The 26,339-nt window shown below is 71.6% G+C and carries 17 protein-coding genes; 12 read left to right on the top strand and 5 right to left on the bottom strand.

The genetic code is table 11. The annotated features are described in order from the left end of the window. The first annotated feature begins 154 nt into the window (after positions 1-154). The 4 genes from dapF to hflX all read left to right on the top strand — a co-directional run bounded on the left by dapF (position 155) and on the right by hflX (position 6,863). Positions 155-1,030 (top strand): diaminopimelate epimerase, encoded by an 876-nt coding sequence (gene dapF, locus AB0C46_RS18610; RefSeq protein WP_362828875.1) that lies wholly within the window; start codon positions 155-157, stop codon positions 1,028-1,030. A 196-nt stretch (positions 1,031-1,226) separates the two neighbouring features. Beyond that, entirely contained in the window at positions 1,227-3,422 is a 2,196-nt protein-coding gene (locus tag AB0C46_RS18615) for an HD domain-containing protein (RefSeq protein ID WP_362828876.1), read from the top strand. Between the two features lie 143 nt (positions 3,423-3,565). After that, positions 3,566-5,194, top strand: coding sequence for a M1 family metallopeptidase (locus tag AB0C46_RS18620; protein ID WP_362828878.1), 1,629 nt, complete (start codon positions 3,566-3,568; stop codon positions 5,192-5,194). A 181-nt stretch (positions 5,195-5,375) separates the two neighbouring features. Continuing rightward, positions 5,376-6,863 (top strand): GTPase HflX, encoded by a 1,488-nt coding sequence (gene hflX / locus AB0C46_RS18625; RefSeq protein WP_362828879.1) that lies wholly within the window; start codon positions 5,376-5,378, stop codon positions 6,861-6,863. 79 nt (positions 6,864-6,942) lie between these two features. Here hflX and AB0C46_RS18630 read toward each other — a convergent pair whose 3' ends face one another. Both AB0C46_RS18630 and AB0C46_RS18635 read right to left on the bottom strand, forming a co-directional pair. Next, positions 6,943-8,553 carry an IS1182 family transposase gene (locus AB0C46_RS18630; RefSeq protein ID WP_362828983.1) on the bottom strand — a complete coding sequence of 537 codons (1,611 nt, stop codon included), beginning with the start codon at positions 8,551-8,553 and terminating at the stop codon, positions 6,943-6,945. A 270-nt stretch (positions 8,554-8,823) separates the two neighbouring features. Continuing rightward, the gene (locus AB0C46_RS18635; RefSeq protein WP_362828880.1) at positions 8,824-10,011 is read right to left on the bottom strand and encodes a hypothetical protein; all 1,188 of its coding nucleotides are present in this window, start codon (positions 10,009-10,011) and stop codon (positions 8,824-8,826) included. A 282-nt stretch (positions 10,012-10,293) separates the two neighbouring features. Here AB0C46_RS18635 and AB0C46_RS18640 point away from each other — a divergent pair, with 282 nt between their 5' ends. The 5 genes from AB0C46_RS18640 (at position 10,294) to AB0C46_RS18660 (ending at position 18,391) form a co-directional block, all read left to right on the top strand. Further along, positions 10,294-11,682: a diaminobutyrate--2-oxoglutarate transaminase family protein gene (locus tag AB0C46_RS18640; RefSeq protein ID WP_362828881.1), complete on the top strand. Its 1,389-nt coding sequence runs from the start codon at positions 10,294-10,296 to the stop codon at positions 11,680-11,682. Then, positions 11,679-13,703: an IucA/IucC family protein gene (locus AB0C46_RS18645; protein ID WP_362828883.1), complete on the top strand. Its 2,025-nt coding sequence runs from the start codon at positions 11,679-11,681 to the stop codon at positions 13,701-13,703. The genes AB0C46_RS18640 and AB0C46_RS18645 overlap by 4 nt, the downstream gene beginning before the upstream one ends. A 108-nt stretch (positions 13,704-13,811) precedes the next feature. After that, positions 13,812-14,501, top strand: a complete 690-nt coding sequence (locus tag AB0C46_RS18650) for a GNAT family N-acetyltransferase (RefSeq protein WP_362828884.1) — start codon at positions 13,812-13,814, stop codon at positions 14,499-14,501. 105 nt (positions 14,502-14,606) lie between these two features. Beyond that, a complete protein-coding gene (locus tag AB0C46_RS18655) occupies positions 14,607-16,373 on the top strand; it encodes an IucA/IucC family siderophore biosynthesis protein (protein ID WP_362828886.1) in 1,767 nt (588 codons plus the stop codon). Between the two features lie 41 nt (positions 16,374-16,414). Continuing rightward, the gene (locus tag AB0C46_RS18660) at positions 16,415-18,391 is read left to right on the top strand and encodes an ATP-dependent DNA helicase (protein WP_362828887.1); all 1,977 of its coding nucleotides are present in this window, start codon (positions 16,415-16,417) and stop codon (positions 18,389-18,391) included. 90 nt (positions 18,392-18,481) lie between these two features. Here AB0C46_RS18660 and lexA read toward each other — a convergent pair whose 3' ends face one another. Then, positions 18,482-19,279 (bottom strand): transcriptional repressor LexA, encoded by a 798-nt coding sequence (lexA, locus tag AB0C46_RS18665; RefSeq protein ID WP_159743033.1) that lies wholly within the window; start codon positions 19,277-19,279, stop codon positions 18,482-18,484. A gap of 549 nt (positions 19,280-19,828) precedes the next feature. Between lexA and nrdR the strand changes: the two genes are divergently transcribed. Next, complete coding sequence (nrdR, locus tag AB0C46_RS18670; protein WP_042159844.1) at positions 19,829-20,359, top strand: transcriptional regulator NrdR; 531 nt, start codon at positions 19,829-19,831, stop codon at positions 20,357-20,359. A gap of 125 nt (positions 20,360-20,484) precedes the next feature. Further along, a complete protein-coding gene (locus AB0C46_RS18675; RefSeq protein WP_362828889.1) occupies positions 20,485-23,361 on the top strand; it encodes a vitamin B12-dependent ribonucleotide reductase in 2,877 nt (958 codons plus the stop codon). Between the two features lie 383 nt (positions 23,362-23,744). On the opposite strand, the gene AB0C46_RS18680 is transcribed toward AB0C46_RS18675, so the two are convergent. Beyond that, positions 23,745-25,004 (bottom strand): MFS transporter, encoded by a 1,260-nt coding sequence (locus tag AB0C46_RS18680; protein WP_362828890.1) that lies wholly within the window; start codon positions 25,002-25,004, stop codon positions 23,745-23,747. A 104-nt stretch (positions 25,005-25,108) separates the two neighbouring features. Here AB0C46_RS18680 and AB0C46_RS18685 point away from each other — a divergent pair, with 104 nt between their 5' ends. Continuing rightward, complete coding sequence (locus AB0C46_RS18685) at positions 25,109-25,678, top strand: CGNR zinc finger domain-containing protein (protein WP_362828892.1); 570 nt, start codon at positions 25,109-25,111, stop codon at positions 25,676-25,678. Between the two features lie 92 nt (positions 25,679-25,770). Here AB0C46_RS18685 and AB0C46_RS18690 read toward each other — a convergent pair whose 3' ends face one another. Further along, positions 25,771-26,292 carry a TerD family protein gene (locus AB0C46_RS18690; RefSeq protein WP_362828894.1) on the bottom strand — a complete coding sequence of 174 codons (522 nt, stop codon included), beginning with the start codon at positions 26,290-26,292 and terminating at the stop codon, positions 25,771-25,773. Positions 26,293-26,339: the final 47 nt, after the last annotated feature.

Consider the following 26,339-nt stretch of genomic DNA (forward strand, 5'->3'; position numbering starts at 1 on the left):
GGCCTGGGCCGGCTGGTGGTAGGCAGGCCGTTTTTGTGCCGCTTCCCTTTTTATGCCGCCCCCGTTTCATGCCGCCCGTCTTTTCCCCGCCGCCCACCCCCTTCCCCCAGGGCCCGTACAGTCGCTCCGCCCGCCCTCCCCGTACGATGCAAGGGTGACCAGCACGCAGCGCATCGCCTTCCTCAAGGGCCACGGCACCGAGAACGACTTCGTGATCGTCCCCGACCCGGACGGCCGGCTCGACCTTTCCGCGACCGCTGTCGCCAGGATCTGCGACCGGCGGGCCGGCCTCGGCGGCGACGGCGTGCTGCACGTCGTTCGCTCCGCCGCACACCCCGAGGCGCAGGCCCAGGCCGACGAGGCCGAGTGGTTCATGGACTACCGCAACGGTGACGGCTCGATCGCCGAGATGTGCGGCAACGGCGTCCGTGTCTTCGCGCGCTATCTGCTGTACGCCGGCCTGGTCGAGGCCGGCGACCTCGCCATCGCCACCCGCGCCGGCGTACGCCGCGTCCACGTCGCCAAGACCGGCGATGTCACGGTCTCCATGGGCCGCGCCGAACTCCCCGAGGAGAGCGTCGTCGTCACACTGGGCGGCCGCAGCTGGCCGGCCCGCAACGTGAACATGGGCAATCCGCACGCGATCGCCTTCGTCGAGGATCTGGCCCACGCCGGCGACCTGCTGGCCGTACCGCCGTTCAGCCCAGCGTCGGTTTATCCGGACGGCGTGAACATCGAGTTCGTCGTCGACCGGGGGCCGCGCCATGTGGCGATGCGGGTCCATGAGCGCGGCTCGGGCGAGACCCGCTCCTGTGGCACCGGCGCCTGCGCGGTGGCCGTCGCCACCGCCCGCCGGGACGGGCTGGACCCCGCCGAGACCGCTGCGCCCGTCACGTACACGGTCGATGTGCTCGGCGGCAGCCTCTCGATCACCGAGCAGCCCGACGGCACGGTCGAGATGACCGGCCCGGCCGAGATCGTCGCCGAGGGTACCTTCGACCCCGCCTGGCTGGCCGCCGCGCTCGCCTGACGTGACCTGCGGCGTTCCGGCTCCCGGGCCCTGTCCGAGAGGCGGTTCCGGCCAAAGGATTCGCTCGAACGGGTGATCCGTATCACGCTGGGCGAGAGGTGGACAGCGGTGCGTGATGGGCTCGGTAGCATCAAGCACCGGCCCGGACGCCCGAACTGACGCGTCCCACCGCCGGTCGACGCTGCCGGAGGTGCCCATGAGCGCAGAGGCCACTAACCCTGGTAATCCTGGAGCAGCGGGCCGCAAGCGCGGCCGCCGCCGACTGGAACTCAGAGGGCTGCGCCGCATCGGCCGCGCCGCGCTGCTCGGCCCGGCCCCGCGCGACGGCCTCCCGCACGCCCTCGAACACGTCGCCAAGGTGCACCGCGGCCACCACCCCGACGCCGACCTGGACACCCTCACCAAGGCCTATCTGCTCGCCGAGTCCTCGCACCGCGGCCAGCTGCGCAAGAGCGGCGAGCCGTACATCACCCACCCGCTCGCGGTGACCCTCATCCTCGCCGAACTCGGCGCGGAGACCACGACGTTGACCGCCTCCCTGCTCCACGACACCGTCGAGGACACGGAAGTGACACTGGATCTGGTGCGGGACCTGTTCGGCGCCGAGGTCTGCTATCTCGTCGACGGCGTCACCAAGCTGGAGAAGGTCGACTACGGTGCGGCCGCCGAGCCGGAGACCTTCCGCAAGATGCTGGTGGCGACCGGCAACGACGTCCGGGTGATGTCCATCAAGCTCGCCGACCGGCTGCACAACATGCGCACCCTCGGCGTGATGCGCCCCGAGAAGCAGGCCCGGATCGCCAAGGTGACCCGCGATGTGCTGATCCCGCTCGCCGAACGCCTCGGCGTCCAGGCGCTGAAGGCCGAGCTGGAGGACCTGGTCTTCGCGATCCTGCACCCGGAGGAGTACGCCACCACCCGGGCCCTGGTCATGGAGTACACCTCCCGGCCCGATCCGCTCGCCGCCCTCGCGCAGCGGGTACGCACGGTCCTCGACGAGGCCGGTATCGACGCCGAAGTCCTCGTCAGGCCCCGGCACTTCGTCTCCGTCCACCGGGTGCGCCTCGCCCGCCGTGAGCTGACCGGCGCGGACCTGGGGCGGCTGCTGGTGCTGGTGGCCGAGGATGCCGACTGTTACGCCGTCCTCGGCGAGCTGCACACCTGCTTCACCCCGGTGATCTCCGAGTTCAAGGACTTCATCGCGGCCCCCAAGTTCAACCTCTACCAGTCACTGCACACCGCGGTCACCGGCCCGTCCGGGGAGGTCGCCGAGACCCTGATCCGTACGCACCAGATGCACCGGGTCGCCGAGGCCGGGGTGATCGCGCTCGGCAACCCCTACGCCCCCACGGACGGCGTGGACGCCCCGGAGGGCGAGCGGGCCGACCCGACCCGCCCCGGATGGCTCTCCCGGCTGCTGGAGTGGCAGCGCACCACCCCCGACCCGGACACGTTCTGGACCTCCCTGCGGGACGATCTCGCCCAGGACCGGGAGATCACCGTCTTCTGCACCGACGCCCCGCCGGACGGCTCGTCCGGCGGCACGGGCGGCGTCATCGGCCTGCCCGCCGGAGCGAGTTGCGTGGACGCCGCGTACGAACGGCACGGCGAGGCGGCGCACTGCTGCATCGGCGCCCGCGTCAACGGCCGGCTCGCCACCCTCTCCACCGTCCTGCACGACGGCGACAGCCTGCAGCTGCTGATGGCTCCGGACTCCGCGGCCGGTCCCTCTCCCGAATGGCTCGAGCACGCCCGTACCCCGGCCGCCCGGCTGGCCATCGCCCGGTGGCTGGCCGGATCACGGGAGTCCTGCGCCCGCCCGGCAGGCCCCGGCGAGGGGCTGACGGCGGCGCCTCCCGCCGACCGCCGCAGCACGGGGCACGACCGCCCCGGAGCGGACCCGGTCGTCCCCGCCTCGGCCCTCGCGGTGGCGGATCTGCCCGGTGCGGCGGTGCGGCTGGCCCGCTGCTGCACCCCGGTGCCGCCGGACGCCGTCACCGGCTTCGCCGTACGTGGCGGCACGGTCACCGTGCACCGCGCCCTGTGCCCCGTCGTGGCGCGGATGGCGGCCACCGGCCGGCAGCCGGTCGGGGTGCGCTGGCGCGGCGCCGGCCAGGGCGGCCACGGCTGCCGGGTCACCCTCCTGGCCGAGGCCTTCAGCCGGCCGCACCTCCTGGCCGACCTCACCGAAGCCATCGCCTCCCAGGGCGCCGCCGTGGTGTCGGCCGCCGTCGAACCCCCGCACGAGCAGCGGGTCCGCCACACCTACACGCTGCATCTCCCGAACGCCGCCGGGCTGCCGTCCCTGATGCGCGCCATGCGCCAAGTGCCCGGCGTCTTCGACGTGTTGCGCGCCGGCCGGTCCCGGCAGCCCGCGGCCCTGCGTCCCTGAAGGGCCCAGGGGGCCGACAGCTGACGGCCCGTCGGCAGCGCCTCCGTCCGGCGGCGTAAGACGGATGCCCGATCCGCCGCCCGTTCGGGTGCCGTTTGCCCCGTCACCCGCGGGGGAGGGGGCCGCGTTGGTAGCCGTAGTTCATGTCCCTTCCCTTGCGCCGCCCGTCCCGCGACCCCGACCGCCCCGTCCCCGCCCTGTCCCGTGGCCCGAGCGGGCGGGGCCGGTCGACCGGTCTGCGGGCCACCGCCCTCGGGCTGGCCGCCCTGGCCACCCTCGGCGTGGCCGAGCCGCCGGCCGTGGGGCCGCAGGGCCTCGGCGACCGCCTTTTCCCCACCCTCGGCAACACCGGCTACGACGTCACGTCCTATGACGTCACCCTGGACTACTCCGGCCACAACGACCGGCCGCTGAACGCCACCACCGAGATCACCGCCCGCGCCACCAGCGAGCTCGACCACCTCAACCTCGATTTCGCCCGCGCCGCCGTCCGCTCCGTGAAGATCGGCGGCCTGGCCGCCCGGCACGAGCAGCACGGCGAGGACCTGGTGCTCATCCCGGCCTTCCACGTCTCCCGGGGGCAGGAACTGAAGATCTCCATCGAGCACACCAGCGACCCCCGCGGCAAAAGCGACGGCGGCTGGATCCGCACCTCCGACGGGCTCGCGATGGCCAACCAGGCCGACGCCGCGCACCGTGTCTTCCCCTGCAACGACCACCCCTCCGACAAAGCGCTCTTCACCTTCCACATCACCGCGCCCCAGCAGCTGACCGCCGTCGCCAACGGGCTGCCCCTGCGCCCCGGCACCCGCGCGGGGCGCCGCACCTGGACGTACCGCACCACCCACCCCATGGCCACCGAGCTGGCGCAGGTCTCCATCGGGAAGTCCAGCGTGCTGCTGCGCCACGGGCCGCACGGTCTGCCCCTCCGCGATGTCGTACCGACCGCGGACCGGGCCACCCTGGCGCACTGGCTGGCCAAGACCCCGGGCCATGTGGCCTGGATGGAGCGCAAGATCGGTCCGTTCCCCTTCGAGGCGTACGGGGTGCTGATCGCCAACGCGAGGACCGGGTTCGAGCTGGAGACCCAGACCCTGTCGCTCTTCGAGAAGGCCCTGTTCACCACCGACCAGCTGCCAGCCTGGTACGTCGAGTCCGTGATGGTGCACGAACTGGCCCACCAGTGGTTCGGCAACAGCGTCAGCCCGCGCCGCTGGTCCGACGTCTGGCTCAACGAGGCCCATGCCACCTGGTACGAGGCCCTCTACGCCCAGGAGAAGGGCGACCGCCGGGCCTCTCTGGAGGCCCGTATGCGCCACGCCTACGAACAGTCCGACGGCTGGCGCGCCGAGGGCGGGCCGCCCGCCGCGCCCAAGACTCCCAGCCCGGGGCAGAAGATCAGCATCTTCCGCCCGATCGTCTACGACGGCAGTGCGGTGGTCCTCTACGCGCTGCGGCAGAAGATCGGCCCCGCCGCCTTCGACCGGATCGAACGCGAGTGGGTGACCCGGCACCGCGACGGTGTGGCCGACACCGCCGACTTCGTCCAGCTGGCCTCCCAGGTCTCCGGAGAGAACCTCACCGACTTCTTCCAGGGATGGCTCTACGGCGACCGGACCCCGCCGATGCCGGGGCAGCCGCAGTGGCAGCCCAGGAAGGGCGCGGACAAGCCGGCGCCCAAGGGGGTCGCCCCCGGTCCCGGGGCCAAGGGAGCCGCTCCGGCCCCCGCAGGACCCAAGGGAGCCGCCGCAAACCCCGGGAAACCCGCGTGACGGCCCCTGCCGGTCGTGGGACCATCGTGGGGTCGGCACCGGCCCGGCCCGGGAATCTCCGGGACGGCTCGGACGTTGACACCAGCGACGGCCGCGGCACCACCGCGACGGTCGCCACGACGACAGTCCCGGTGGGACCGCCAGGTCCCCGTGAGGGCTTCCCAACGACGCGAAGGATCAAATGACCTCCTCTTCTTCCCTTCCGCAGGACCGGCAGCGCCTCCCCGAGAGCCTTCGGGCGAACGCCCTGATGGAAGAGGACGTCGCCTGGAGCCACGAGATCGACGGGGAGCGTGACGGCGACCAGTACGACCGCTCGGCACGTGCCGCACTACGCCGTGTAGCGGGCCTTTCCACCGAGCTCGAGGACGTCACCGAGGTCGAGTACCGACAGCTCCGCCTGGAGCGGGTGGTGCTCGTCGGCGTCTGGACCACCGGCACGGTCCAGGAAGCGGAGAACTCGCTCGCCGAGCTCGCCGCCCTCGCCGAGACCGCCGGCGCCCTGGTGCTCGACGGCGTCATCCAGCGCCGTGACAAGCCCGACCCGGCCACGTACATCGGCTCGGGCAAGGCCCTGGAGCTGCGGGACATCGTGCTCGAATCCGGGGCGGACACCGTGGTGTGTGACGGTGAGCTCTCCCCGGGCCAGCTGATCCACCTGGAGGATGTCGTCAAGGTCAAGGTGGTCGACCGGACCGCTCTGATCCTCGACATCTTCGCCCAGCACGCCAAGTCCCGGGAGGGCAAGGCGCAGGTCGCGCTGGCGCAGATGCAGTACATGCTGCCCCGGCTCCGTGGCTGGGGTCAGTCGCTCTCCCGGCAGATGGGTGGCGGTGGCTCCGGTTCGGCGGGCGGCGGTATGGCCACCCGTGGTCCCGGTGAGACCAAGATCGAGACGGACCGGCGGAGGATCCGCGAGAAGATGGCGAAAATGCGCCGGGAGATCGCGGAGATGAAGACCGGCCGGGACATCAAGCGCCAGGAACGCCGGCGCAACAAGGTCCCCTCGGTCGCCATCGCCGGTTACACCAACGCCGGCAAGTCCTCCCTGCTCAACCGCCTGACCGGCGCCGGTGTCCTGGTGGAGAACGCCCTGTTCGCCACTCTGGACCCGACCGTCCGACGGGCCGAGACGCCCAGCGGGCGGCTCTACACCCTCGCCGACACCGTCGGCTTCGTCCGGCATCTCCCGCATCACCTCGTCGAGGCGTTCCGCTCCACGATGGAGGAGGTCGGCGAGTCCGATCTCATCCTGCATGTGGTCGACGGCTCGCACCCGGTGCCGGAGGAGCAGCTGGCCGCGGTACGCGAGGTGATCCGCGAGGTGGGCGCGACGGACGTGCCCGAGATCGTGGTGGTCAACAAGGCCGACGCGGCCGATCCGCTGGTGCTGCAGCGACTGCTGCGCCAGGAGAAGCACGCGCTCGCCGTCTCGGCCCGTACGGGCCAGGGCATGGCGGAGCTGCTGACCCTGCTCGACGAGGAACTTCCCCGGCCGCAGGTCGAGATCGAGGTACTGGTGCCCTACACCCAGGGCGCCCTGGTCTCGCGGGCACACGCCGAGGGCGAGGTCATCTCCGAGGAGCACACCGCGGACGGCACGGTCCTCAAGGCACGGGTGCACGAGGAGCTGGCCGCCGAGTTCCAGCCGTTCGTGCCGGCTGCCTGACGGCCCGGTAGTACAGCGGCAAAAGGCCCGCCCCCGGGAGACCGGGACCCTGACTCTGTCGGGGATCTTGGCGGTCCGCTCAGTCTCTGGCGGACCGCCAAGACCTCGGCCAGGGGATTCCGTGCTGGTCCAGGAAGTTCTGGAAGGCGGTCGGCGGTCGTGACGGGGGTGCTTGTCCGGTCGGCGGCCGTCGGCTGAGGCGCTCGATGTTTGCGGCGATGGCTGTGAACACGTGCTGCAGATGGGCTTTGTGCTGTCCCCGGTAGCGGCAGCGGCGCATGCCGTGTCCGTGAGCGAGCTCGTTGATGGTGCCTTCCACTCCGGAGCGAACCGCATAGCGGGCTTGCCATTCGGGTGTCTGTTGCTCGGCGCGGACTCGGAGTTGCAGGTCACGGAGTTCTCGCGGGGGAAAGCCCACGGTTCGGGCGCTGTCGGTGGTGGTCGTGCAGCGGGTGCGGACTGGGCAGGGACGGCACTGGCTCTTGGTGAACCGTGCCACGATCAAAGGCGCCGCAGTGGGCGAGGAGGTCGGGTAGGGGCCGTGCCATCCCCGGCTGATCTCGCCTTGGGGGCAGGTGACCTGCTGGCGGTCGAAGTCGATGCGGAAGTCGTCGCGGCCGAAGCCGTTGTTCTTGCGGTCCTGGCGGGTGGTGTTGACCGGCAGTGGCCCGGTGACCGTGACCTGGTGTTCGCGGGCTGCCTGCTCCAGATGGACCAGGGAGGTGTAGCCGCCGTCGACCAGATGCTCGGCGGGCAGCAGCCCGCGGCGCTTGAGCCGGGTGTGGATGCCGGGCAGAGCCTTCGCGTCGTAGCTGGTGGCGTGGGTGGTGGCCACGTCCGTGATCACGTTGACGCCGTCGGGAGTGCAGGTCTCGGTGAGGTGCGCGACGAACCCCTTCCACCGGGTGACGTGACCGCGGCGCGCGTAGCGGGCCGTGGGGTCGTAGGGCGAGACGACCGCGATGGACGAGGGCGGCAGCCCGCCGTCCTCGGCGGTGCGCCAGCGCAGGCGGCCGGCCCCGTCGCGGTAGTAGTTCTGCACCATGATGTGCCGCAGGGCCTGGAGCCGGGGACCGGACAGGCGATCCGCCCCGTGCTGCCCGAGGTGCTCGATCAGCCGGACGGCGTCGCGGCCTGTGGCGAGGACCCTGGTCTTGGGACGAGTGGGGTTCTTGCCCAGACGGACCGGGCGGCCGTAGCGGCGCCCCCACTCCTCGTCCACCAAGCCGGCCAGCAGGTGCGGAGCTGTGCCGGCCAGCTCTTCCAGCGCGGCGCGGACGGCCTCGGTGACCAGTTCCAGCCGGGTCAGGTCACGCACCGCGGCCAGGACGTGGGTGGAGTCCGTGCGCTGGGTGGTGCGCTCGCGGACGAGACCGGCGTCCTTCAGGCGCGCGAGCGCGAGGTCGAGGAGACGGTCGGCCCGGCCCTCCTCGGCCAGACGCTCGCGGAAGTCGGCCAGCACGCTGTGGTGGAAGCCGGGATCGTCCAGTTCCATGGCCAGCGCGTACTTGAAATCGATGCGGCAGCGAACCGCCTCGGCCGCCTGCCGGTCCGACAGACCGAGCAGGAACTGCAGCACGCAGACGGTGGCCAGTTGGGCGGGCGAGAGCCCCGGGCGGCCGTCGCGCGGGTACCAGTCGGCGAAGTCCTCGTCACGCCACAGCCCGCCCAGGTGGTCTCTCACCCACATCGCCGTTGTCCCGCCCGGGTTGCTCGCTCGCGCCATCTGCACAGTCAGAGAAGGGACTTGCTCACCAGAACGGGCGTGGAGCGACAACGGGCACCTCGACAACTGCATCGGTCCATGAACAGAGCCGAGCATGCCTGTTGATCATGCTGCCCCGCCGGGGATCCTCAAGATCCCCGACAGAGTCAGGGTCCCGGGAGACCGGGGGCGGGCCTTCGTCCTGCCCATGGGCGGGTGTGAGTGGTGCAGTCCGGCACCACCCACCTCACGCGACTACTGCTTGCTCGCCCACTTCTTGCTCATGTTGTCGAACAGGCCCTTGGCCTCGGGGCCCAGGTGCGGGCCGGCCGACCAGCGGGCCGGACGCGGCCCCATCGACATGTTGGAGATCAGGGTCGGCTTGCCGTCCGCGCCCTTGACGAACCAGGGGCCACCGGAGGAGCCACCGGTCATGGTGCAGCCGATCCGGTACATGGTCGGCTTCTTGGCGTCCATCGACAGGCGGGTCGGCTTGTCGGTGCACTGCTGCTGGGCCGCACCGTCGAAGGGCGGCTCGGCCGGGTAGCCCTGCGCGGTCAGGCTCGGGATCTTGGCCATCGCCGGGGCGTTGAAGTCGACCTTGTAGGCGCCGCCGGCCATCTCCTCCAGCGACTTGCCGCCGGTGTTCTGCTCCGGCTTCACATGCATCAGCGCGTAGTCGTACGGAGCCATCGGGACACCCGGAACGGCGCCGCCGGCCTTGATCCACTGCTGGGACGTCGCCATGTCGTCGGCCCACCACTTGCCCGACGGGACCCGGTCCTCGAAGGGCTTGTTCTTCAACTGGCCCTCGGAACCGCCGGTCTTGTTGAAGTTCGGCACGAACATCATGTTGCGGTACCAGCCGCCGCTCTTGCCGGCGTGCACACAGTGGGCCGCGGTCCACACGAGGTTGGACTTACCGGGGTGCGCCGGGTCCTTGACGACGGTGGCGGAGCAACGCGACTCGCCCTGCGGGGTGCTGAACAGCAGCAGGCCCACGCCGGGGGCGGTGGAGGTGTACGGGGTCTTGACGGGCTGAGCCGGGACGGCGGCCGGCTCGGGGTCGGTCTTGCCCTGGTCCTCGGAGATGTCCTCAGGCTTGCTGGGGTCCTGGGGCGGCTTGACCTTGTCGATCTTGTCCTTGTCCCAGAAGTCCTTGATGATCGGGTTGATGAACTCCCCGGCCTCCCGGAGCCACTTGTCCCGGTCCCAGTTCTTCCACTCGCCGTTCTTCCACTTGTCCAGGTCGACGCCGTGTTCCTTGAGCTTGTCCTGGATGTCCTGAGGGATCTTGAAGTCACCCCCGCCCGCTTCCTGGCCGGCGCCCTGGGTGGGCTTGGCGTCCGCGTTGCCGCCCTCCGGCCCGCAGCCGGTGGCGGTCAGCGCCATGACGGCGGTGAGAGCGGCGGCGGCCAGGACTGGCCGACGTATGGATCGCATGGGTGAGTTCCCCCTGGTGAATCGGACTGAGCCGGTGTGACGTGAGCTGATGGTGTGCCGGGGTCGTTCTTTGTCATGAACCTCAAGATCCCGGCGCAACACCCCACTATGCCGGTGACGATGGGGACGGCGGTACTCGGGTCCCCGGTTCCAGGCCGCCAAGGATCTTGGCGACAACCGTGATCCCGCGTCGCCACCGTCGTTGGTACGGACGGGGGACGGCCGGGCCGCCCGCAGGGCCCGCGGCCTTCAGCAGCTCACCAGCAGGAGGACACAACTGCCGTGGCGTTGACCGAAACCGTGCCGGCGGCACCGGCCCACGAGGGGATCCTGCGCCGGCAGTCCCTGCGCGAGTCCGCTGCCCGCACCTATGCGCGCTCGCTGCCCATCGTCCCGGTGCGCGCCCGCGGGCTCACCATCGAGGGCGCCGACGGCAGGCGCTATCTCGACTGTCTCTCCGGCGCCGGCACCCTGGCGCTCGGCCACAACCACCCGGTGGTGCTCGAAGCGATCCGCACGGTCCTCGACTCCGGCGCGCCACTGCACGTCCTCGACCTGGCCACGCCCGTCAAGGACGCCTTCACCACGGAGCTCTTCGCCACATTGCCCGGAGAGTTGGCCGAAAAGGCCCGCATCCAGTTCTGCGGCCCGGCCGGCACGGACGCTGTCGAGGCTGCCTTCACACTCGTCCGCACCGCGACCGGGCGGGACGGTCTGATGGCCTTCTCCGGTGCCTACCACGGCATGACCGCGGAGGCGCTCGCCGCCTCCGGGGGAGCGCAGCACACCAGCGTGGTCCGGCTCCCCTATCCGTACGACTACCGCTGCCCCTTCGGCACCGGCGGCGAGCGCGGCGCCGAACTCGCCGCGCGCTGGACCCAGAGCCTGCTCGACGACCACAAGAGCGGGGTGCCCCGCCCGGCCGGGATGATCCTGGAACCCGTCCAGGGGGAGGGCGGGGTGATTCCCGCACCGGATAGCTGGCTGCGGCGGATGCGGGAGATCACCGCCGCCCGGCAGATCCCGCTGATCGTGGACGAGGTGCAGACCGGTGTCGGCCGCACCGGCGCCTTCTGGGCGGTGGACCACAGCGGCATCGTGCCCGACGTGATCGTGCTGTCGAAGGCGATCGGCGGCAGCCTGCCGCTCGCCGTGATCGTCTACCGCGAGGAACTGGACGCCTGGCAGCCCGGCGCCCACGCCGGCACCTTCCGTGGCAACCAGCTCGCCATGGCGGCCGGTGCCGCCACCCTGGCCTATGTCCGCACGAACGGCCTCGACCGGCGTGCCGGGGAGCTCGGAGCCCGGATGCTCGCCCGGCTCAGCTCCCTCGCCGCCGCCCATGACTGCATCGGCGAGGTCCGCGGCCGCGGCCTGATGCTCGGCGTCGAACTCGTCGACCGCGAGGCCGCCGCCGACGCCACGGGCGCCCGCCCCGCCGACCCCGGGCTCGCCGTCGCCGTCCGGGACGCCTGCCTGGACCGCGGCCTGATCGTCGAACTGGGCGGCCGGCACTCCGCCGTCGTCCGGCTGCTGCCACCCCTGACCATCACCGACGAACAGGCGGACGCGATCCTCGACCGCCTCGCCGACACCATCGCGGCGGCGGTCCGCACCACCCCCGGGCCGACGGGCTCGTCCCCCACGACAATGCGAGGCACCACCCCATGAACGAACGCCCCGGCCCCGACGGCGGTCAGCCCGCCGAGCGCGTCCCCGCCCACCAGGGCGCGGGCACCATCGAGTCGGTACCGCGCCAGCAGCGGCGCGCCCCGGACGAGGCCTGCCACCAGCAGCCCCACGAGCTCCCGGACCGGGCCGTCCCCAAGGGCGCCCCCGGCCCGCACGACCGCGCCCGCACCGGCGACCACGACCCGCTCGACCACCCGGACCCGGCGGTCGCCGCCGACGCCGCGGGCATCGAGCACCTCCTGCGCTGCTGGCTCCGGGAGAGCGGCACCCACCACCCCGCCGAAGGCCGGCTGCGCCTCCCGCTGCGGGCCGCCGCGAGCGCCCTGATCATCCCCGTCCGCTACTGGTCACCCACCGGCTGGCACCGCCTGGGCGCCCCCACCCTCGAAAGCGCCCCGGTCGGCGCCGCTCCGCTGGACGCCGTCACCCTCGCCGCGCTGCTGCGCCGGGAGGCCGCACACGGCGACCGGCGGGCCTTTGACGGCGGCGAGCACCGGGTGCCGGACGGCGCGGAGCGGCCCGAGCCGGCCGGCACACCGCAGCAGGCACCGGACGGCGACGGCGCCGAACTCGTCGGCCGGGTCGCCAACTCCGTCCGCAATGTCGCCGTCTTCCTCACCGACCGGCGCGCCCGGCCCGCCGACGACCACGGCGCCCTCTTCCTCGAAGCCGAACAGTCCCTCCTCCTCGGCCACCCGCTGCACCCCACACCCAAGAGCCGCGAAGGTCTCTCCGAGGCCGAGACCCGCGCCTATTCGCCCGAACTGCGCGGCGCCTTCCCCCTGCACTGGATGGCCGTGCACCGCTCCGTCCTGGCCGCCGACTCCGCCTGGACGGAACGCGGCAAGCCCGTACCGGCCGATCAGCTCACCAGGGAAATCGCGGGGAGCGGATGCCAACTCCCCGACGACACCGTGCCGTTGCCGCTGCACCCCTGGCAGGCCAGGGAACTCGCCGACCGCCCCGACGTCACCGCCCTCCGCGCGGCCGGTCTGCTGTGCGACCTCGGCGCCCACGGCCCGCTCTGGCACCCCACCTCCTCCGTCCGCACGGTCTACCGCCCCGGCGCGGACGCCATGCTCAAGCTCTCCCTCGGGCTGCGCATCACCAACTCCCGCCGGGAGAACCTCCGTAAGGAACTGGCCCGCGGTGTCGAGGTCCACCGGCTGCTGCGCACCGGCCTCGCCAAGCAGTGGCAGACCGTCCACCCCGGCTTCGACATCGTCCGCGACCCGGCCTATCTCGCCGTCGACGGCTTCGACGGCGAACCCGTCCAGGGCCTCGATGTCGTCATCCGCCACAACCCCTTCAGCACCACCGACGACGCCGTCTGCCTCGCCGGCCTCACCTCCCCCCGGCCCTGGCCCGGCCGCTCGGGCGTGCGCTCCCGGCTCGAAGATCTCGTCGGCACGCTCAGCGCCCGCACCGGCCGCCCCCTGGGCGCGGTGGCCACCGAGTGGTTCCTGCGCTACCTCGAAGCGGTCGTACGGCCCGTGCTGTGGCTCGACGGCACGGCCGGCATCGTGCTGGAGGCCCACCAGCAGAACACCGTGGTGCTGCTTGACCCCGACGGCTGGCCGGTCGGCGGCCGCTACCGCGACAACCAGGGCTACTACTTCCGCACCTCGCGCCGCGCCGAACTGGAACGACGGCTGCCCGGCATCGGCGCGGCCAGCGACACCTTCGTCGCCGACGACGTCACCGACGAACGCTTCGCCTACTACCTCGGCATCAACAACGTCCTCGGCCTCATCGGGGCCTTCGGCTCCCAGCGCCTGGTCCGCGAGGAGATCCTGCTCGCCGCCTTCCGCCGGTTCCTCGCCGATGCCGCCGCGGCTCCGCAGGCGCACCGCTCGCCGCTCCCCGAGCAGCTGCTGGCCGCCCGCACCCTGCGCTGCAAGGCCAACCTGGCGACCCGGCTGCACGGCCTGGACGAACTCGTCGGCCCGGTCGAAACCCAGTCCGTCTACGTCACCCTCCCCAACCCCCTCGCCCCGTAGCCGCCCACCGCGACCCCCGACAGCAGGCCCCCGCATCCAGTCCCCGGCGCCGGCGCCCCGCGACCCATACGGCCACGCGGCACGCGGCCACGAGAGGAGAGCGTCGCCGTGCCACCCACCGACCCCGTCCTCAGCTTCGGCTCCGACGACACCCTTGCCCGGCAGCTCCCGCCGGACGGCAGCGCGTTGTCCGACGACGGTCAGCGGCCGCCGGCCCCGGCCGCCGGCCCGCTGCTCGGGAACCCGGCGGGCTGGGGAGCGGCCGACACCCCCGCCGGGCCGTTCGCGCTGGTGCCCGTCCGGCCGGAGCGCGATCTCGGCCGGATCACGGGCTGGATGAACGATCCGGCCGTCGCGGCCTTCTGGGAGCTGGCGGGCCCGCCGGAGATCACCGCGGCCCATCTGCGCGGCCAGCTCGACGGCGACGGCCGCAGCGTGCCCTGCCTGGGGGTGCTGGCCGGTGTCCCGATGAGCTACTGGGAGGTCTACCGCGCCGACCTCGACCCTCTCGCCCGCCACTACCCCGCCCGGCCCCAGGACACCGGTGTCCATCTGCTCATCGGCGGGGCCGGCGACCGGGGACGCGGGCTGGGCGGCACACTGCTGCGCGCCACCGCCGATCTGGTCCTCGACCACCGCCCGCAGTGCGCGCGGGTCATCGCCGAGCCCGATCTGCGCAACACCGCCTCCGTCGCGGCCTTCCTGAGCGCGGGGTTCCGCTACGCCGACGAGATCGAACTGCCCGCGAAACGCGCGGCGTTGATGGTCCGCGACCGCGCCCTCCGCCACCTGCTCTGACGCCGGGGCCGTCCGTCGACGGTCCCGCTCCGGTCCGCCGTCCACCGCGCTGCCCCGGTTGTCCCCCGTACGAGCCGGGGCGGTCCCGCTTCGAGGAGTCCCGCCTTGTCTCCTGAGCCCCAGCCTTCGCACCGCGCCTGGCAGCACGCCGCGCGCCGACTGTTCGCCAAGACCCTGGCGGAGTTCGCCTACGAGGAAGTCCTCACCCCCGAGCCCGACGGCACCGCCCCCGACGGCACCCCGCAGTACCGACTGCCGGTCACCGACACACTGGTCTACCGCTTCCGTGCCCGCCGCGGCGCCTACGGCCACTGGCGCGTCGACCCCGATTCGATCACCCCGGACACGGACCCCTTCCACTTCCTCACGCATGCCCACGACACCGTGCTGGGCCTGTCCGGCGACACCACCGGCCACCTCATCCGCGAGCTGACCGCCACCCTCGCCGCCGATACCCGCCTCGACGCCACAGCGCTCAGCGCCGCCGAGCTCGCCGACCTGGACTACGCCTCCCTCGAAGGCCACCAGACCGGCCACCCCTGGCTCGTCGCGAACAAGGGCCGGCTCGGTTTCTCCGCCACCGACGCGGCGGCCTGGGCCCCCGAGGCCCGCACCGCCCGGCGCCTGCCCTGGCTCGCCGCGCACCACAGCATCGCCCACTACCGCGGTATCCCCACCCTCGCCACCCCCGATCGTCTCTACGGCGAGGAACTCGCCCCCGCCACCCGGCACACCTTCGCCCGCACCATCAGCGACCAGGGCCTCGACCCCGCCGACTACCTCTATCTCCCCGTGCACCCCTGGCAATGGGACGAGACCATCGCCCCGCTCTTCGCCCCACAGCTCGCGGACAGATCCATCATCGCGCTGCCCACTGACAACGACCTCCGCCTGCCGCAGCAGTCCATCCGCACCTTCCTCAACCTCAGCCGGCCCGAGGCCCGGACGGTCAAGCTGCCGCTGTCCATCCTCAACACCCTCGTCTGGCGCGGCCTGCCCACCGAGCGCACCCTCGCCGCGCCCGCCGTCACCCGCTGGGTCCACGGCCTGCGTGACGCCGACCCCTATCTGCGGGACGAGACCCGGGTGATCCTGCTCGGCGAGACCGCGTCCGTCACCGTCGAGCACCCCCTCTACGACCGGCTTCCCGGAGTCCCGTACCAGTTCAAGGAGCTGCTCGGCTGTATCTGGCGCGAGCCGGTCAGCGGGCAGCTGGACCCCGGCGAACGCGCCCGCACCCTGGCCGCGCTGCTGCAGACCGATCCCCGGGGCCGCGCCCTGACCGCGGAGCTGGTGCGCCGCTCGGGGCTGGCCCCGCGCGCCTGGCTGGCCCGGCTGTTCGCCGCGCTGCTGCCGCCGCTGCTGCACTTCCTCTACCGGTACGGCACGGTCTTCTCCCCGCACGGAGAGAACGCCATCGTCGTCTTCGACGAGCACGACGTCCCCACCCGCCTCGCGGTCAAGGACTTCGTCGACGACGTCAACACCAGCTCCCGGCCGCTCCCGGAGCACGACTCCATGCCGGACGACGTACGCGCGGTGCTGCTGACCGAACCGCCCGCCTTCCTCACCCAGTTCATCCACTCCGGCCTGTTCGTCGGTGTCTTCCGTTACCTCGCACCCCTGTGCGCGGACCAACTGGGCGTACCCGAGGGCGAGTTCTGGTCACTCGTACGGGCGGAGATTCTGCGCCACCACGAACGTTTCCCCGCTCTCAAGGAGCGGCACGAGACCTTCGACCTGCTCACCCCGCGGATCGAGCGGCTGTGTCTGAACCGCAACCGTCTGCATGTGGACGGCTACCGGGACCGGACCGACCGCCCGCACGCGGTCGTGCACGGCACCGCCCCCAATCCGCTCCACATGCCGTGACGGACCCGGCTGTCAGTGGTCCCGCGTAGGCTTGCAGCGCTATGACAAAGCCCTCCCTCCCCGATCTGCTCCACGCCGCCGTCACCGCCGTCGGCGGCACCGAGCGCCCCGGCCAGGTGGCGATGGCCGAGGCCGTCGCCGGGGCCGTGGACGAACAGGCCCATCTGCTGGTGCAGGCCGGCACCGGCACCGGGAAGTCCCTCGGCTATCTGGTGCCGGCGCTCGCTCACGGCGAGAGAGTGGTGGTCGCCACGGCCACCCTGGCGCTCCAGCGCCAGCTCGTGGAGCGCGATCTGCCGCGGACGGTCGAGGCGCTGCACCCGCTGCTGCGCCGCCGCCCGGAATTCGCCATGCTCAAGGGCCGCTCCAATTACCTGTGTCTGCACCGCCTCCACGAGGGTGTCCCCCAGGAAGAGGAGGACGGCCTCTTCGACGTGTTCGAGCAGGCGACGCCGACCAGCAAGCTGGGCAAGGACCTGCTGCGGCTGCGCGACTGGGCGGACGAGACCGAGACCGGCGACCGCGACGCGCTGACCCCCGGGGTCTCGGACCGTGCCTGGGGCCAGGTCTCGGTCTCCTCCCGGGAGTGCCTGGGCGCCTCGAAGTGTGCCTACGGGGCGGAGTGCTTCGCCGAGGCCGCCCGGGAGCGCGCCAAGCTCGCCGACGTCGTCGTCACCAACCACGCGCTGCTCGCCATCGACGCGATCGAGGGCGCGCCGGTCCTCCCGCAGCACGAGGTCCTGATCATCGACGAGGCCCATGAGCTGGTCTCCCGGGTCACCGGCGTCGCCACCGGCGAGCTCACGCCCGGCCAGGTCAACCGCGCCGTCCGCCGGGCCGCCAAGCTCGTCAACGAAAAGGCCGCCGACCAGCTCCAGACCGCGTCGGAGACCTTCGAGCGCCTCATGGAGCTGGCCCTGCCCGGCCGTCTCGAAGAGATCCCCGAGGACCTCGGCTACTGCCTGATGGCGCTGCGGGACGCGGCCCGTACGGTCATCTCGGCGCTCGGCTCGACTCGCGACAAGTCCGTCCAGGACGAGGACGCCGTCCGCAAGCAGGCCCTCGCCGCGGTGGAGAACGTCCATGCCGTCGCCGAGCGCATCGCGAACGGCTCCGAGTACGACGTCGTCTGGTACGAGCGCCACGACCGTTTCGGCGCGTCGCTCCGGGTGGCCCCGCTGTCCGTCTCGGGCCTGCTGCGCGAGAAGCTCTTCGACGACCGCTCGGTGACCCTCACCTCCGCCACCCTCAAACTGGGCGGCGACTTCAACGGGGTCGCCGCCTCCCTGGGGCTGGCCCCCGAGGGCACGGAGGGCGAGGACGTCCCGCCGTGGAAGGGCCTGGATGTCGGCTCCCCCTTCGACTACTCGAAGCAGGGCATCCTGTATGTCGCCAAGCATCTGGCCCAGCCGGGCCGGGAGGGCAGCCGTACGGACATGCTCGATGAACTCACCGAGCTGATCGAGGCGGCGGGCGGCCGTACCCTCGGCCTCTTCTCCTCCATGCGTGCCGCCCAGGCCGCCGCGGAGGAGCTGCGCGGCCGGCTGGACCTGCCGATCCTCCTCCAGGGCGAGGAGACCCTCGGCGAGCTGATCCGCACCTTCGCCGAGGATGCCCGTACCTGCCTGTTCGGCACCCTGTCCCTCTGGCAGGGCGTCGATGTGCCGGGTGCGAACTGCCAGCTGGTGGTGATGGACCGGGTGCCGTTCCCGCGTCCGGACGACCCGTTGATGAGTGCCCGGCAGAAGGCCGTGGAGGAGGCCGGCGGCAATGGCTTCATGGCCGTTGCGGCGACCCATGCGGCTCTGCTGATGGCCCAGGGTGCCGGCCGTCTGGTCCGCGCCACCGGCGACCGCGGTGTGGTCGCCGTCCTCGACCCCCGGGTGGAGCGGGCCCGCTACGGCTCTTTCCTCCGCAAGTCGATGCCCGAATTCTGGTACACCACCGACCGCAACCAGGTCCGCCGCTCCCTGGCCGCCATCGACGCGGCGGCAAAGGCACCACAGCCGAACGAATAACCACCGCTCCTCCAAGAGGCCGCGGTGCAGCGGCAACACAGAGCCCCGGAACCGGCGCAGTGGTTCCGGGGCTCGGCCGTGAGGGGTGGGTCAGACGCGGCGGAGTACCGCCACCACCTTGCCGAGGATGGTCGCCTCGTCGCCGGGGATCGGCTGGTACGCGGAGTTGTGCGGCAGCAGCCACACATGGCCGTCCTCGCGCTTGAAGCGCTTGACGGTGGCCTCGCCGTCCAGCATGGCGGCGACGATGTCACCGTTCTCGGCGACCGGCTGGCGGCGGACCGTGACCCAGTCGCCGTCGCAGATGGCGGCTTCGATCATGGAGTCGCCGACGACCTTCAGCACGAACAGTTCGCCGTCGCCGACGAGCTGGCGGGGGAGCGGGAAGACGTCCTCGACCGACTCCTCCGCGAGGATCGGACCGCCGGCGGCGATCCGGCCGACCAGCGGGACATAGGACGCGGCGGGCTTGCCCGCGGTCTCCGTCGCGGCGGTGCTGGTCTGGTCCGAGCCGCGGACCTCGTACGCCCGGGGGCGGTGCGGGTCGCGCCGCAGGAAGCCCTTGCGCTCGAGCGCCATGAGCTGGTGGGCGACGGACGAGGTGCTGGACAGTCCGACGGCCTGGCCGATCTCGCGCATGGACGGCGGGTAGCCGCGCCGCTGCACGGAATCCCGGATCACCTCGATCACCCTGCGCTGGCGGTCGGTGAGTCCGGAACTGTCGGCCCGGATCCCTGGAGGCCGGCCGGGCAGTGCGCGGGCGGGCTTCTGCTCTTCGGAGTCCAACGTGGCGTCGTCCATCGGCCGCTGTGCCTTCTGCGGGTGCTCGAACCGGCTCTGGGAGTGGCTCTGTGCAGTGATGGTCGCGCTGTCTGCGGTGGTGGTCACGTCGGCCCCTCTCGAAATGTTCTCCCTAGTTAGCCAACGGTAGTTGCTTTCGAAAGGTTGCGCCAAACACACGTTCGAGTGAAATATTCGCTGATTGGCTACCCGGATCAAGTGGCTGGGTGTATGGCCGAGCGGCATTTCGGGCCCTGGGGCGGGCGCGTTCGCCCGGTTTCCCCGGCCGGACGGCGGACCGGGCCGTCGTCGTACGGAGGCCTCGGTGGCCGGCCGTCCCGACCCGGTCGATTCTGTCATCCCGGCCCCACCGCACCGCCGGCCGGGTGGCTTCCCGTACTCTCATGGGCGACCGCCCGGCCCGCCTCCGCCGCGACACGCGGTAGGCAGATGTAAGCGGCCCGACACCACATCTAGTGGTGGGATGCGTTCGGTCACCCAGAAGTTGTGGTGCCTGGTCCCTCAGGGGGTCGGGAATCGCCTATGCTGGTGGCTACTCCGAAGGGCCCGTACGGACCGGCCGGGGTCTGTCGCCGTGCGCCGGGTTCGTTGGCGTACGTACGTCCGTATATCACAGGGTGAGGAGGGTGGAGAGCCATGCACTGCCCCTTCTGCAGGCACCCGGACAGCCGGGTCGTCGACAGCCGCACCACCGATGACGGGACGGCGATCCGCCGGCGCCGCCAGTGCCCGGACTGCTCCCGCCGTTTCACGACCATCGAGACGGCGTCGCTGATGGTGATCAAGCGGAGCGGGGTCACCGAACCCTTCAGCCGCAACAAGGTCATCGCGGGAGTGCGCAAGGCGTGCCAGGGGCGCCCGGTCACCGAGGACGCCCTCGCCAAGCTCGGCCAGCGGGTCGAGGAGGCGGTGCGCGCCACCGGCAGTGCCGAGCTGTCCACCCATGACGTCGGGCTCGCCATACTGGGGCCGCTGCAGGAACTCGACCTGGTCGCGTACCTGCGCTTCGCGTCCGTTTACCGGGCCTTCGATTCGCTTGAGGACTTCGAGGCGGCCATCGCCGAGCTGCGGGAGCAGCGCGAGCAGGGGCCGCCCGGGCAGGAATGCGGGACCGAGGGGGAGGCCGGCGGCCCGGCCGTCCCCGTCCCCGCCACCGCCGCCGACTGAGTTCGGCGCGCATCCAGGACCTGTACCGGGGCGAGAGCAGGGCGTCCCGGTATTCAGAAAGACATACACCGTGCCACGGAATGAGTGCGCACATATGGGCGTTTGCCCGTATACAGGGAGGCGGCATGACAGAGACGACGAGCGGCCCGGCACGAGGCTCCCGCGCCAAGGGCAGCAAGGCGAGCAAGGGTCTGCGTATCGAGCGCATTCACACCACACCCGGCGTGCATCCGTACGACGAGGTGGAGTGGGCGTCTCGCGACGTCGTCATGACCAACTGGCGCGACGGCTCGGTCAACTTCGAGCAGCGTGGCGTCGAGTTCCCCGACTTCTGGTCGGTGAACGCGGTCAACATCGTCACGAGCAAGTACTTCCGTGGCGCGGTGGGGTCCCCGACCCGTGAGTCCAGCCTCAAGCAGCTCATCGACCGTGTGGTCAAGACGTACCGCAAGGGCGGCGAGGAGAACGGTTACTTCGCCTCCCCGGCGGACGCCGAGATCTTTGAGCACGAGCTGGCGTACGCGCTGCTCCACCAGGTCTTCAGCTTCAACTCGCCGGTGTGGTTCAACGTCGGCACCGCGCAGCCGCAGCAGGTCAGCGCCTGCTTCATCCTCTCGGTCGACGACTCCATGGAGTCGATCCTCGACTGGTACAAGGAAGAGGGGATGATCTTCAAGGGCGGCTCCGGCGCCGGCCTGAACCTCTCCCGTATCCGCTCCTCCAAGGAGCTGCTCTCCTCCGGCGGCAACGCCTCCGGCCCGGTCTCCTTCATGCGCGGCGCCGATGCGTCCGCCGGAACGATCAAGTCGGGCGGCGCCACCCGCCGTGCGGCCAAGATGGTCGTCCTGGACGTCGACCACCCGGACGTCGAGGCCTTCATCGAGACCAAGGTGAAGGAGGAGGAGAAGGTCCGCGCGCTGCGTGACGCGGGCTTCGACATGGACCTGGGCGGCGACGACATCACGTCCGTCCAGTACCAGAACGCCAACAACTCGGTCCGCGTGAACGACGAGTTCATGAAGGCCGTCGAGACCGGCTCGAAGTTCGGGCTGCGCGGCCGGATGACCGGTGAGGTCATCGAGGAGGTCGACGCCAAGGGGCTCTTCCGCAAGATGGCGGATGCGGCCTGGGCGTGTGCCGACCCCGGCATCCAGTACGACGACACCATCAACCACTGGCACACCTCGCCGGAGTCGGGCCGGATCACCGCGTCCAACCCCTGCAGCGAGTACATGCACCTGGACAACTCCTCGTGCAACCTCGCCTCGCTCAACCTCCTGAAGTTCCTGCGCGACGACGACCTGGGCAACCAGTCCTTCGACGCCGAGCGCTTCGCCAAGGTCGTCGAGCTGGTCATCACCGCGATGGACATCTCCATCTGCTTCGCCGACTTCCCCACCCAGAAGATCGGCGAGACCACCCGCGCCTACCGCCAGCTGGGCATCGGCTACGCCAACCTCGGCGCCCTGCTGATGGCCACCGGCCACGCCTACGACTCCGACGGCGGCCGCGCGCTGGCCGGTGCCATCACCTCCCTGATGACTGGCACCTCCTACAAGCGCTCCGCCGAACTCGCCGCGGTCGTCGGCCCGTACGACGGCTACGCCCGTAACGCCGACGCCCACAAGCGCGTCATGAAGCAGCACTCCGACGCCAACGGTGCCGCGGTGCGCATGGACGACCTGGACAACCCGGTGTGGGCGGCCGCCACCGAGGCCTGGCAGGACGTCCTGCGCCTCGGCGAGAAGAACGGCTTCCGCAACGCCCAGGCCTCCGTGCTGGCCCCGACCGGCACCATCGGCCTGATGATGGACTGCGACACCACGGGCGTCGAGCCGGACCTGGCGCTGGTCAAGTTCAAGAAGCTGGTCGGCGGCGGCTCCATGCAGATCGTGAACAACACGGTCCCCAAGGCGCTCAAGCGGCTCGGCTACCTGCCCGAGCAGGTCGAGGCGATCGTCGCCCACATCGCCGACCACGGCAATGTCGTCGACGCCCCGGCCCTCAAGCCGGAGCACTACGAGGTCTTCGACTGCGCCATGGGCGTGCGCTCGATCTCCGCCATGGGCCATGTGCGCATGATGGCCGCCGCGCAGCCCTTCCTCTCCGGTGCGATCTCCAAGACGGTCAACGTCCCGGAGACGGCCACCGTCGAGGAGATCGAGGAGGTCTACTTCGAGGGCTGGAAGCTCGGCCTGAAGGCACTGGCGATCTACCGCGACAACTGCAAGGTCGGCCAGCCGCTCTCCGCCAAGAAGAAGGAGGAGGAGAAGAAGGCCGAGCCGGTCGCCGAGAAGAAGGTCGTCGAGTACCGCCCGGTCCGCAAGCGCCTCCCCAAGGGACGTCCCGGCATCACCACCTCCTTCACGGTCGGCGGCGCCGAGGGCTACATGACCGCCAACTCCTACCCGGACGACGGTCTCGGTGAGGTCTTCCTGAAGATGTCCAAGCAGGGCTCGACCCTCGCGGGCATGATGGACGCCTTCTCCATCGCGGTGTCGGTGGGCCTCCAGTACGGCGTGCCGCTGGAGACCTACGTCTCGAAGTTCACCAACATGCGCTTCGAGCCGGCCGGCATGACGGACGACCCGGACGTGCGGATGGCGCAGTCGATCGTCGACTACATCTTCCGCCGTCTGGCGCTGGACTTCCTGCCGTTCGAGACCCGTTCGGCGCTCGGCATCCACTCCGTCGAGGAGCGTCAGCGCCACCTGGAGACCGGTTCGTACGAGCCGTCGGACGACGAGGTCGACGTCGAGGGCCTGGCCCAGTCGGCGCCCCGCCAGACGGAGTCGGTGCAGGAGTCCACCCCGGCGGTGAAGATCGTCGAGGAGGCCGCCACCCTGGCCCCCAAGCAGGCGCACACCAACGCCGAACTCGTCGAGATGCAGCTGGGCATCAACGCCGACGCCCCCCTGTGCTTCTCCTGCGGGACGAAGATGCAGCGGGCCGGCAGCTGCTACCTGTGCGAGGGCTGCGGGTCGACCAGCGGCTGCAGCTGACAACGAGCGGAAGCGTCCGACGCACCTCTGAGTATCTGCCGAGGGCGCTGAGCCGCACGTGAGAGAGGGTGCCGACCACGGGTCGGCACCCTCTTCTGCCTCTCCCAGCTGCGGGGACACGGGACGCCGCGGCACCGCAGTCGCGCCGGGGCGAGGGCCGGGGCGCTTCCTGGAGCTGGGCATCGGCACGGTCGTCGACCTGCGCCACCGTGGGAGCCCGATGCCAAGGGCCGCGTCGCCGCCCGTCGTTCCGGCGCGGGGAGGGCGCGGCCTGACCGGGCCGGTCCGCCTCGATGACGCGGCCGCTCGCGGGTGGACCGCCCGGTGGATCAGGGGACCGGGTGGGGGCCGGGCCCGCGGTGATCTGGGCGGGGGTGTGCTGCTCACGGGAGGGACCGGGTGTCCGGCAGCAGGGCCGGCGGGTGTGGTGTGCCGCTGGGGCCCGTTCGTGGGCGGACCAGGGTGTAGAGGAGCGCGGCGGCAAGGTGGACAGCGGCGATCCCGAGCAGCAACAGGGGCGGCGGCAGTGCGGCGGCCACACCGATGAGGGTGGCTCCGCAGGCCGCCGCAGTGATCTTGAGACCGGCTCCCAGGGTGAAAACCTGCGCACGGACCGGCGGCGGGGCGTGCGCGGCCCGGATGCGCAGGGTCGCGGTCAGCAGCGGACCGTCGCACAGCCCGGCGAGGACGAACAGTGCCGTGGCGGCTGCCGGCGACACCGTGAGCGCGGCGGCGGCGAGCGCGAGACCGGTGCCGCACAGGGCGAGGGTGGCGAGGCGCGGATCGGACAGTGGCGGCTGCCATCCGGCCACGGCCAGCGAACCGGCGAGCGCGCCGAGCGCGAATGCGGTCATCAGGATGCCGCCCGCTCCGGGATCACCCCGGTGGCCGGCGAGCAGCACCGTGGTGGTGGTCAGGCCACCCACGCCGACGAAGGCCAGACAGGTGCCCGCGGTGAGCGCGCGCAAGGCGCGGATGCGCCAGACGGCCATCAGGCCCGCGGCCAGTTCGGCGCGCAGCGTGGTGGCCGGTGCGCGGCCCGCCGGTGCCGGGTGCGCGCGTCCGTACGGCAGTCCGGCGACCAGCGCCGCCGCGGTGGCCGCCGCTCCGGCGAGCAGCAGCATCGCCGCGCCGGGCGACGCCACTGCGGCCGTGAGGCCGGCCACGGCGGGACCCACCACCGACGCCGCGTTGTAGACCGCCGCGTCCAGCGCGTAGGCACGATCACGCGGTCCGCCCGCCGGCAGCAACCCGGTGAGCAGGCTGGACAGTCCCCCGGAGACCACCGGCCCGAAACTCCCGCCGGCCAGGGCGACGGCGAGGGTCACCGGTGCGGGGGCACGCCCCACACTCAACGCCAACACCGCGATGGCGGCGGCGAATCCGCCCAGGGCACCGAGGTAGCACAGCCGGGGACGCCGCATACGGGAGACGAGGGCGCCGACCAGGGGTGCGGCGATCACATGCGGCGCCATCCAGGCGGTGAGGACGAACGCGCCCTGTCCCGCGCTCCCGGAGTGCTGCAGCGCCAGCAGCACCACCGCCACGGCCATGCCCTCCTCTGCCAGGCGGGCGAAGAAGGCGGTGGCCAGGTAGAGCAGTAAACCTGAGCGCGCTCTCGATATGGCTGGGCGTCGCGGCATACGCATCTCCAGGAGGACGGGCGGAGCTGTAACGGCTTGTTAAGATAAGACGTTACGCTGGATGGGGCGAGGGGCCCATGGGGTACAGGGAGTGCGAAGAGGGGATGGTCGTGAAGGATGAGGCGCTGCCGCGGCGCGGTTTTCGGTCCGCCGAGCGGCTGATCGATCTCGCGAATGCGGTCTGTGCGGACCCCGAGCTTCCGCGGGGAGCGCTGGCCGAGCTGCTCGCGCGCCACGGCGAGAGCCCGGACGACCTCACCGAGCAGGCCTTTTCGCAGGCCGACGCCGTGCGCCTGCGGGCGGCCGCCGCCCGGCTGGCCGCGCTCCTGACCGAGTCCGACACCGATCTGGCCGCCCATGCCCTCAATGCGCTGCTGGCGGAATGCGGCGCCCGTCCGCACCTCTCACGGCATGGCGGGCGCGCCTGGCATCTCCATGTCGACCGCGGCGATGACGCCGGCTGGGCGGACTGGTTCCTGGCGTCCGGTGCCCTGGCGCTGGCCCAGATTCTCAGCGAGTACGGCCGCGTCCCGTGGGGACAGTGCGCGGCCGCCCGGTGCGGCACGCTCTATCTGGGCACCGGTCCCGGGAGCGCCCGCCGTTACTGCTCGACGGCCTGCGCGGCACGGGAGCGGGTCGCGGCGCACCGCCGCCGCAAACGGGCGGCCGGCTGACGCTGCAGGGCAGCAGCGAGGGGGAGGCGGCAGACGGCCGCCTCCCCCTCGCTGCTGCCCTCAGGCGTACTGCCGCCTTCGCGCTGTTGCCGTCAGCGCCCCATTTCCGAGGTGAACGCGTTCGGGTCGGTGTCGAATCCCCGGAGCGCCGGGCGGAAGCGCCACTGTCCCGCCTCGTCCCGGGTGAATTCGGCGACCGTCGCGGCGGTCGCCCCCGGGACCTCGGTGAAGTCGTGCTCCGTCAGATCGGTGTACCCCTCGCGGATCCGTACGGCGGTGTTCGCGATTTCGCCGAAGACCTTGCGGCCCTCGCCCTGCTGGATGGCCACCCCCACGATCACCCGGGTGTAGGTCTCGGCCAGCCGGTCCAGCTCCAGCGTCATGATCTCGTCGAAGCCGAACCCCTGGCCGGTCCTGCTGTCCCGGTTGAGGGTGATGGTCCCGTCGGGCGACCGGCTGTCGAAGTGCACCAGATAGGCCGGTTCGCCGTGTGGCGCGTCGGCCGTATAGGTCGCCGCGACGATGTCGAGGTCATTGTCCGGCGTCCCGGCGGGGCTCGGGTCCCACTTGAGCGTTACCTCGACCTTCTCGATCCCTTTGCTGAGCGTGCTCACCGGACTTCCCTCCCGTCATCTCCCGGGGCGTGGCGCGGCCTGCGCGG

The sequence above is a fragment of the Streptomyces sp. NPDC048637 genome (assembly GCF_040650675.1).
Lineage (GTDB): Bacteria > Actinomycetota > Actinomycetes > Streptomycetales > Streptomycetaceae > Streptomyces.

Excerpts from the sequence above, each read along its gene's own strand:
- AB0C46_RS18615 (WP_362828876.1), top strand. The coding sequence starts at position 1,227 with ATGAGCGCAGAGGCCACTAACCCTGGTAATCCTGGAGCAGCGGGCCGC.
- AB0C46_RS18620 (WP_362828878.1), top strand. The coding sequence starts at position 3,566 with ATGTCCCTTCCCTTGCGCCGCCCGTCCCGCGACCCCGACCGCCCCGTC.
- hflX (WP_362828879.1), top strand. The coding sequence starts at position 5,376 with ATGACCTCCTCTTCTTCCCTTCCGCAGGACCGGCAGCGCCTCCCCGAG.
- AB0C46_RS18630 (WP_362828983.1), bottom strand. The coding sequence starts at position 8,553 with ATGTGGGTGAGAGACCACCTGGGCGGGCTGTGGCGTGACGAGGACTTC.
- AB0C46_RS18635 (WP_362828880.1), bottom strand. The coding sequence starts at position 10,011 with ATGCGATCCATACGTCGGCCAGTCCTGGCCGCCGCCGCTCTCACCGCC.
- AB0C46_RS18645 (WP_362828883.1), top strand. The coding sequence starts at position 11,679 with ATGAACGAACGCCCCGGCCCCGACGGCGGTCAGCCCGCCGAGCGCGTC.
- AB0C46_RS18660 (WP_362828887.1), top strand. The coding sequence starts at position 16,415 with ATGACAAAGCCCTCCCTCCCCGATCTGCTCCACGCCGCCGTCACCGCC.
- nrdR (WP_042159844.1), top strand. The coding sequence starts at position 19,829 with ATGCACTGCCCCTTCTGCAGGCACCCGGACAGCCGGGTCGTCGACAGC.
- AB0C46_RS18675 (WP_362828889.1), top strand. The coding sequence starts at position 20,485 with ATGACAGAGACGACGAGCGGCCCGGCACGAGGCTCCCGCGCCAAGGGC.
- AB0C46_RS18680 (WP_362828890.1), bottom strand. The coding sequence starts at position 25,004 with ATGCCGCGACGCCCAGCCATATCGAGAGCGCGCTCAGGTTTACTGCTC.
- AB0C46_RS18685 (WP_362828892.1), top strand. The coding sequence starts at position 25,109 with ATGGTCGTGAAGGATGAGGCGCTGCCGCGGCGCGGTTTTCGGTCCGCC.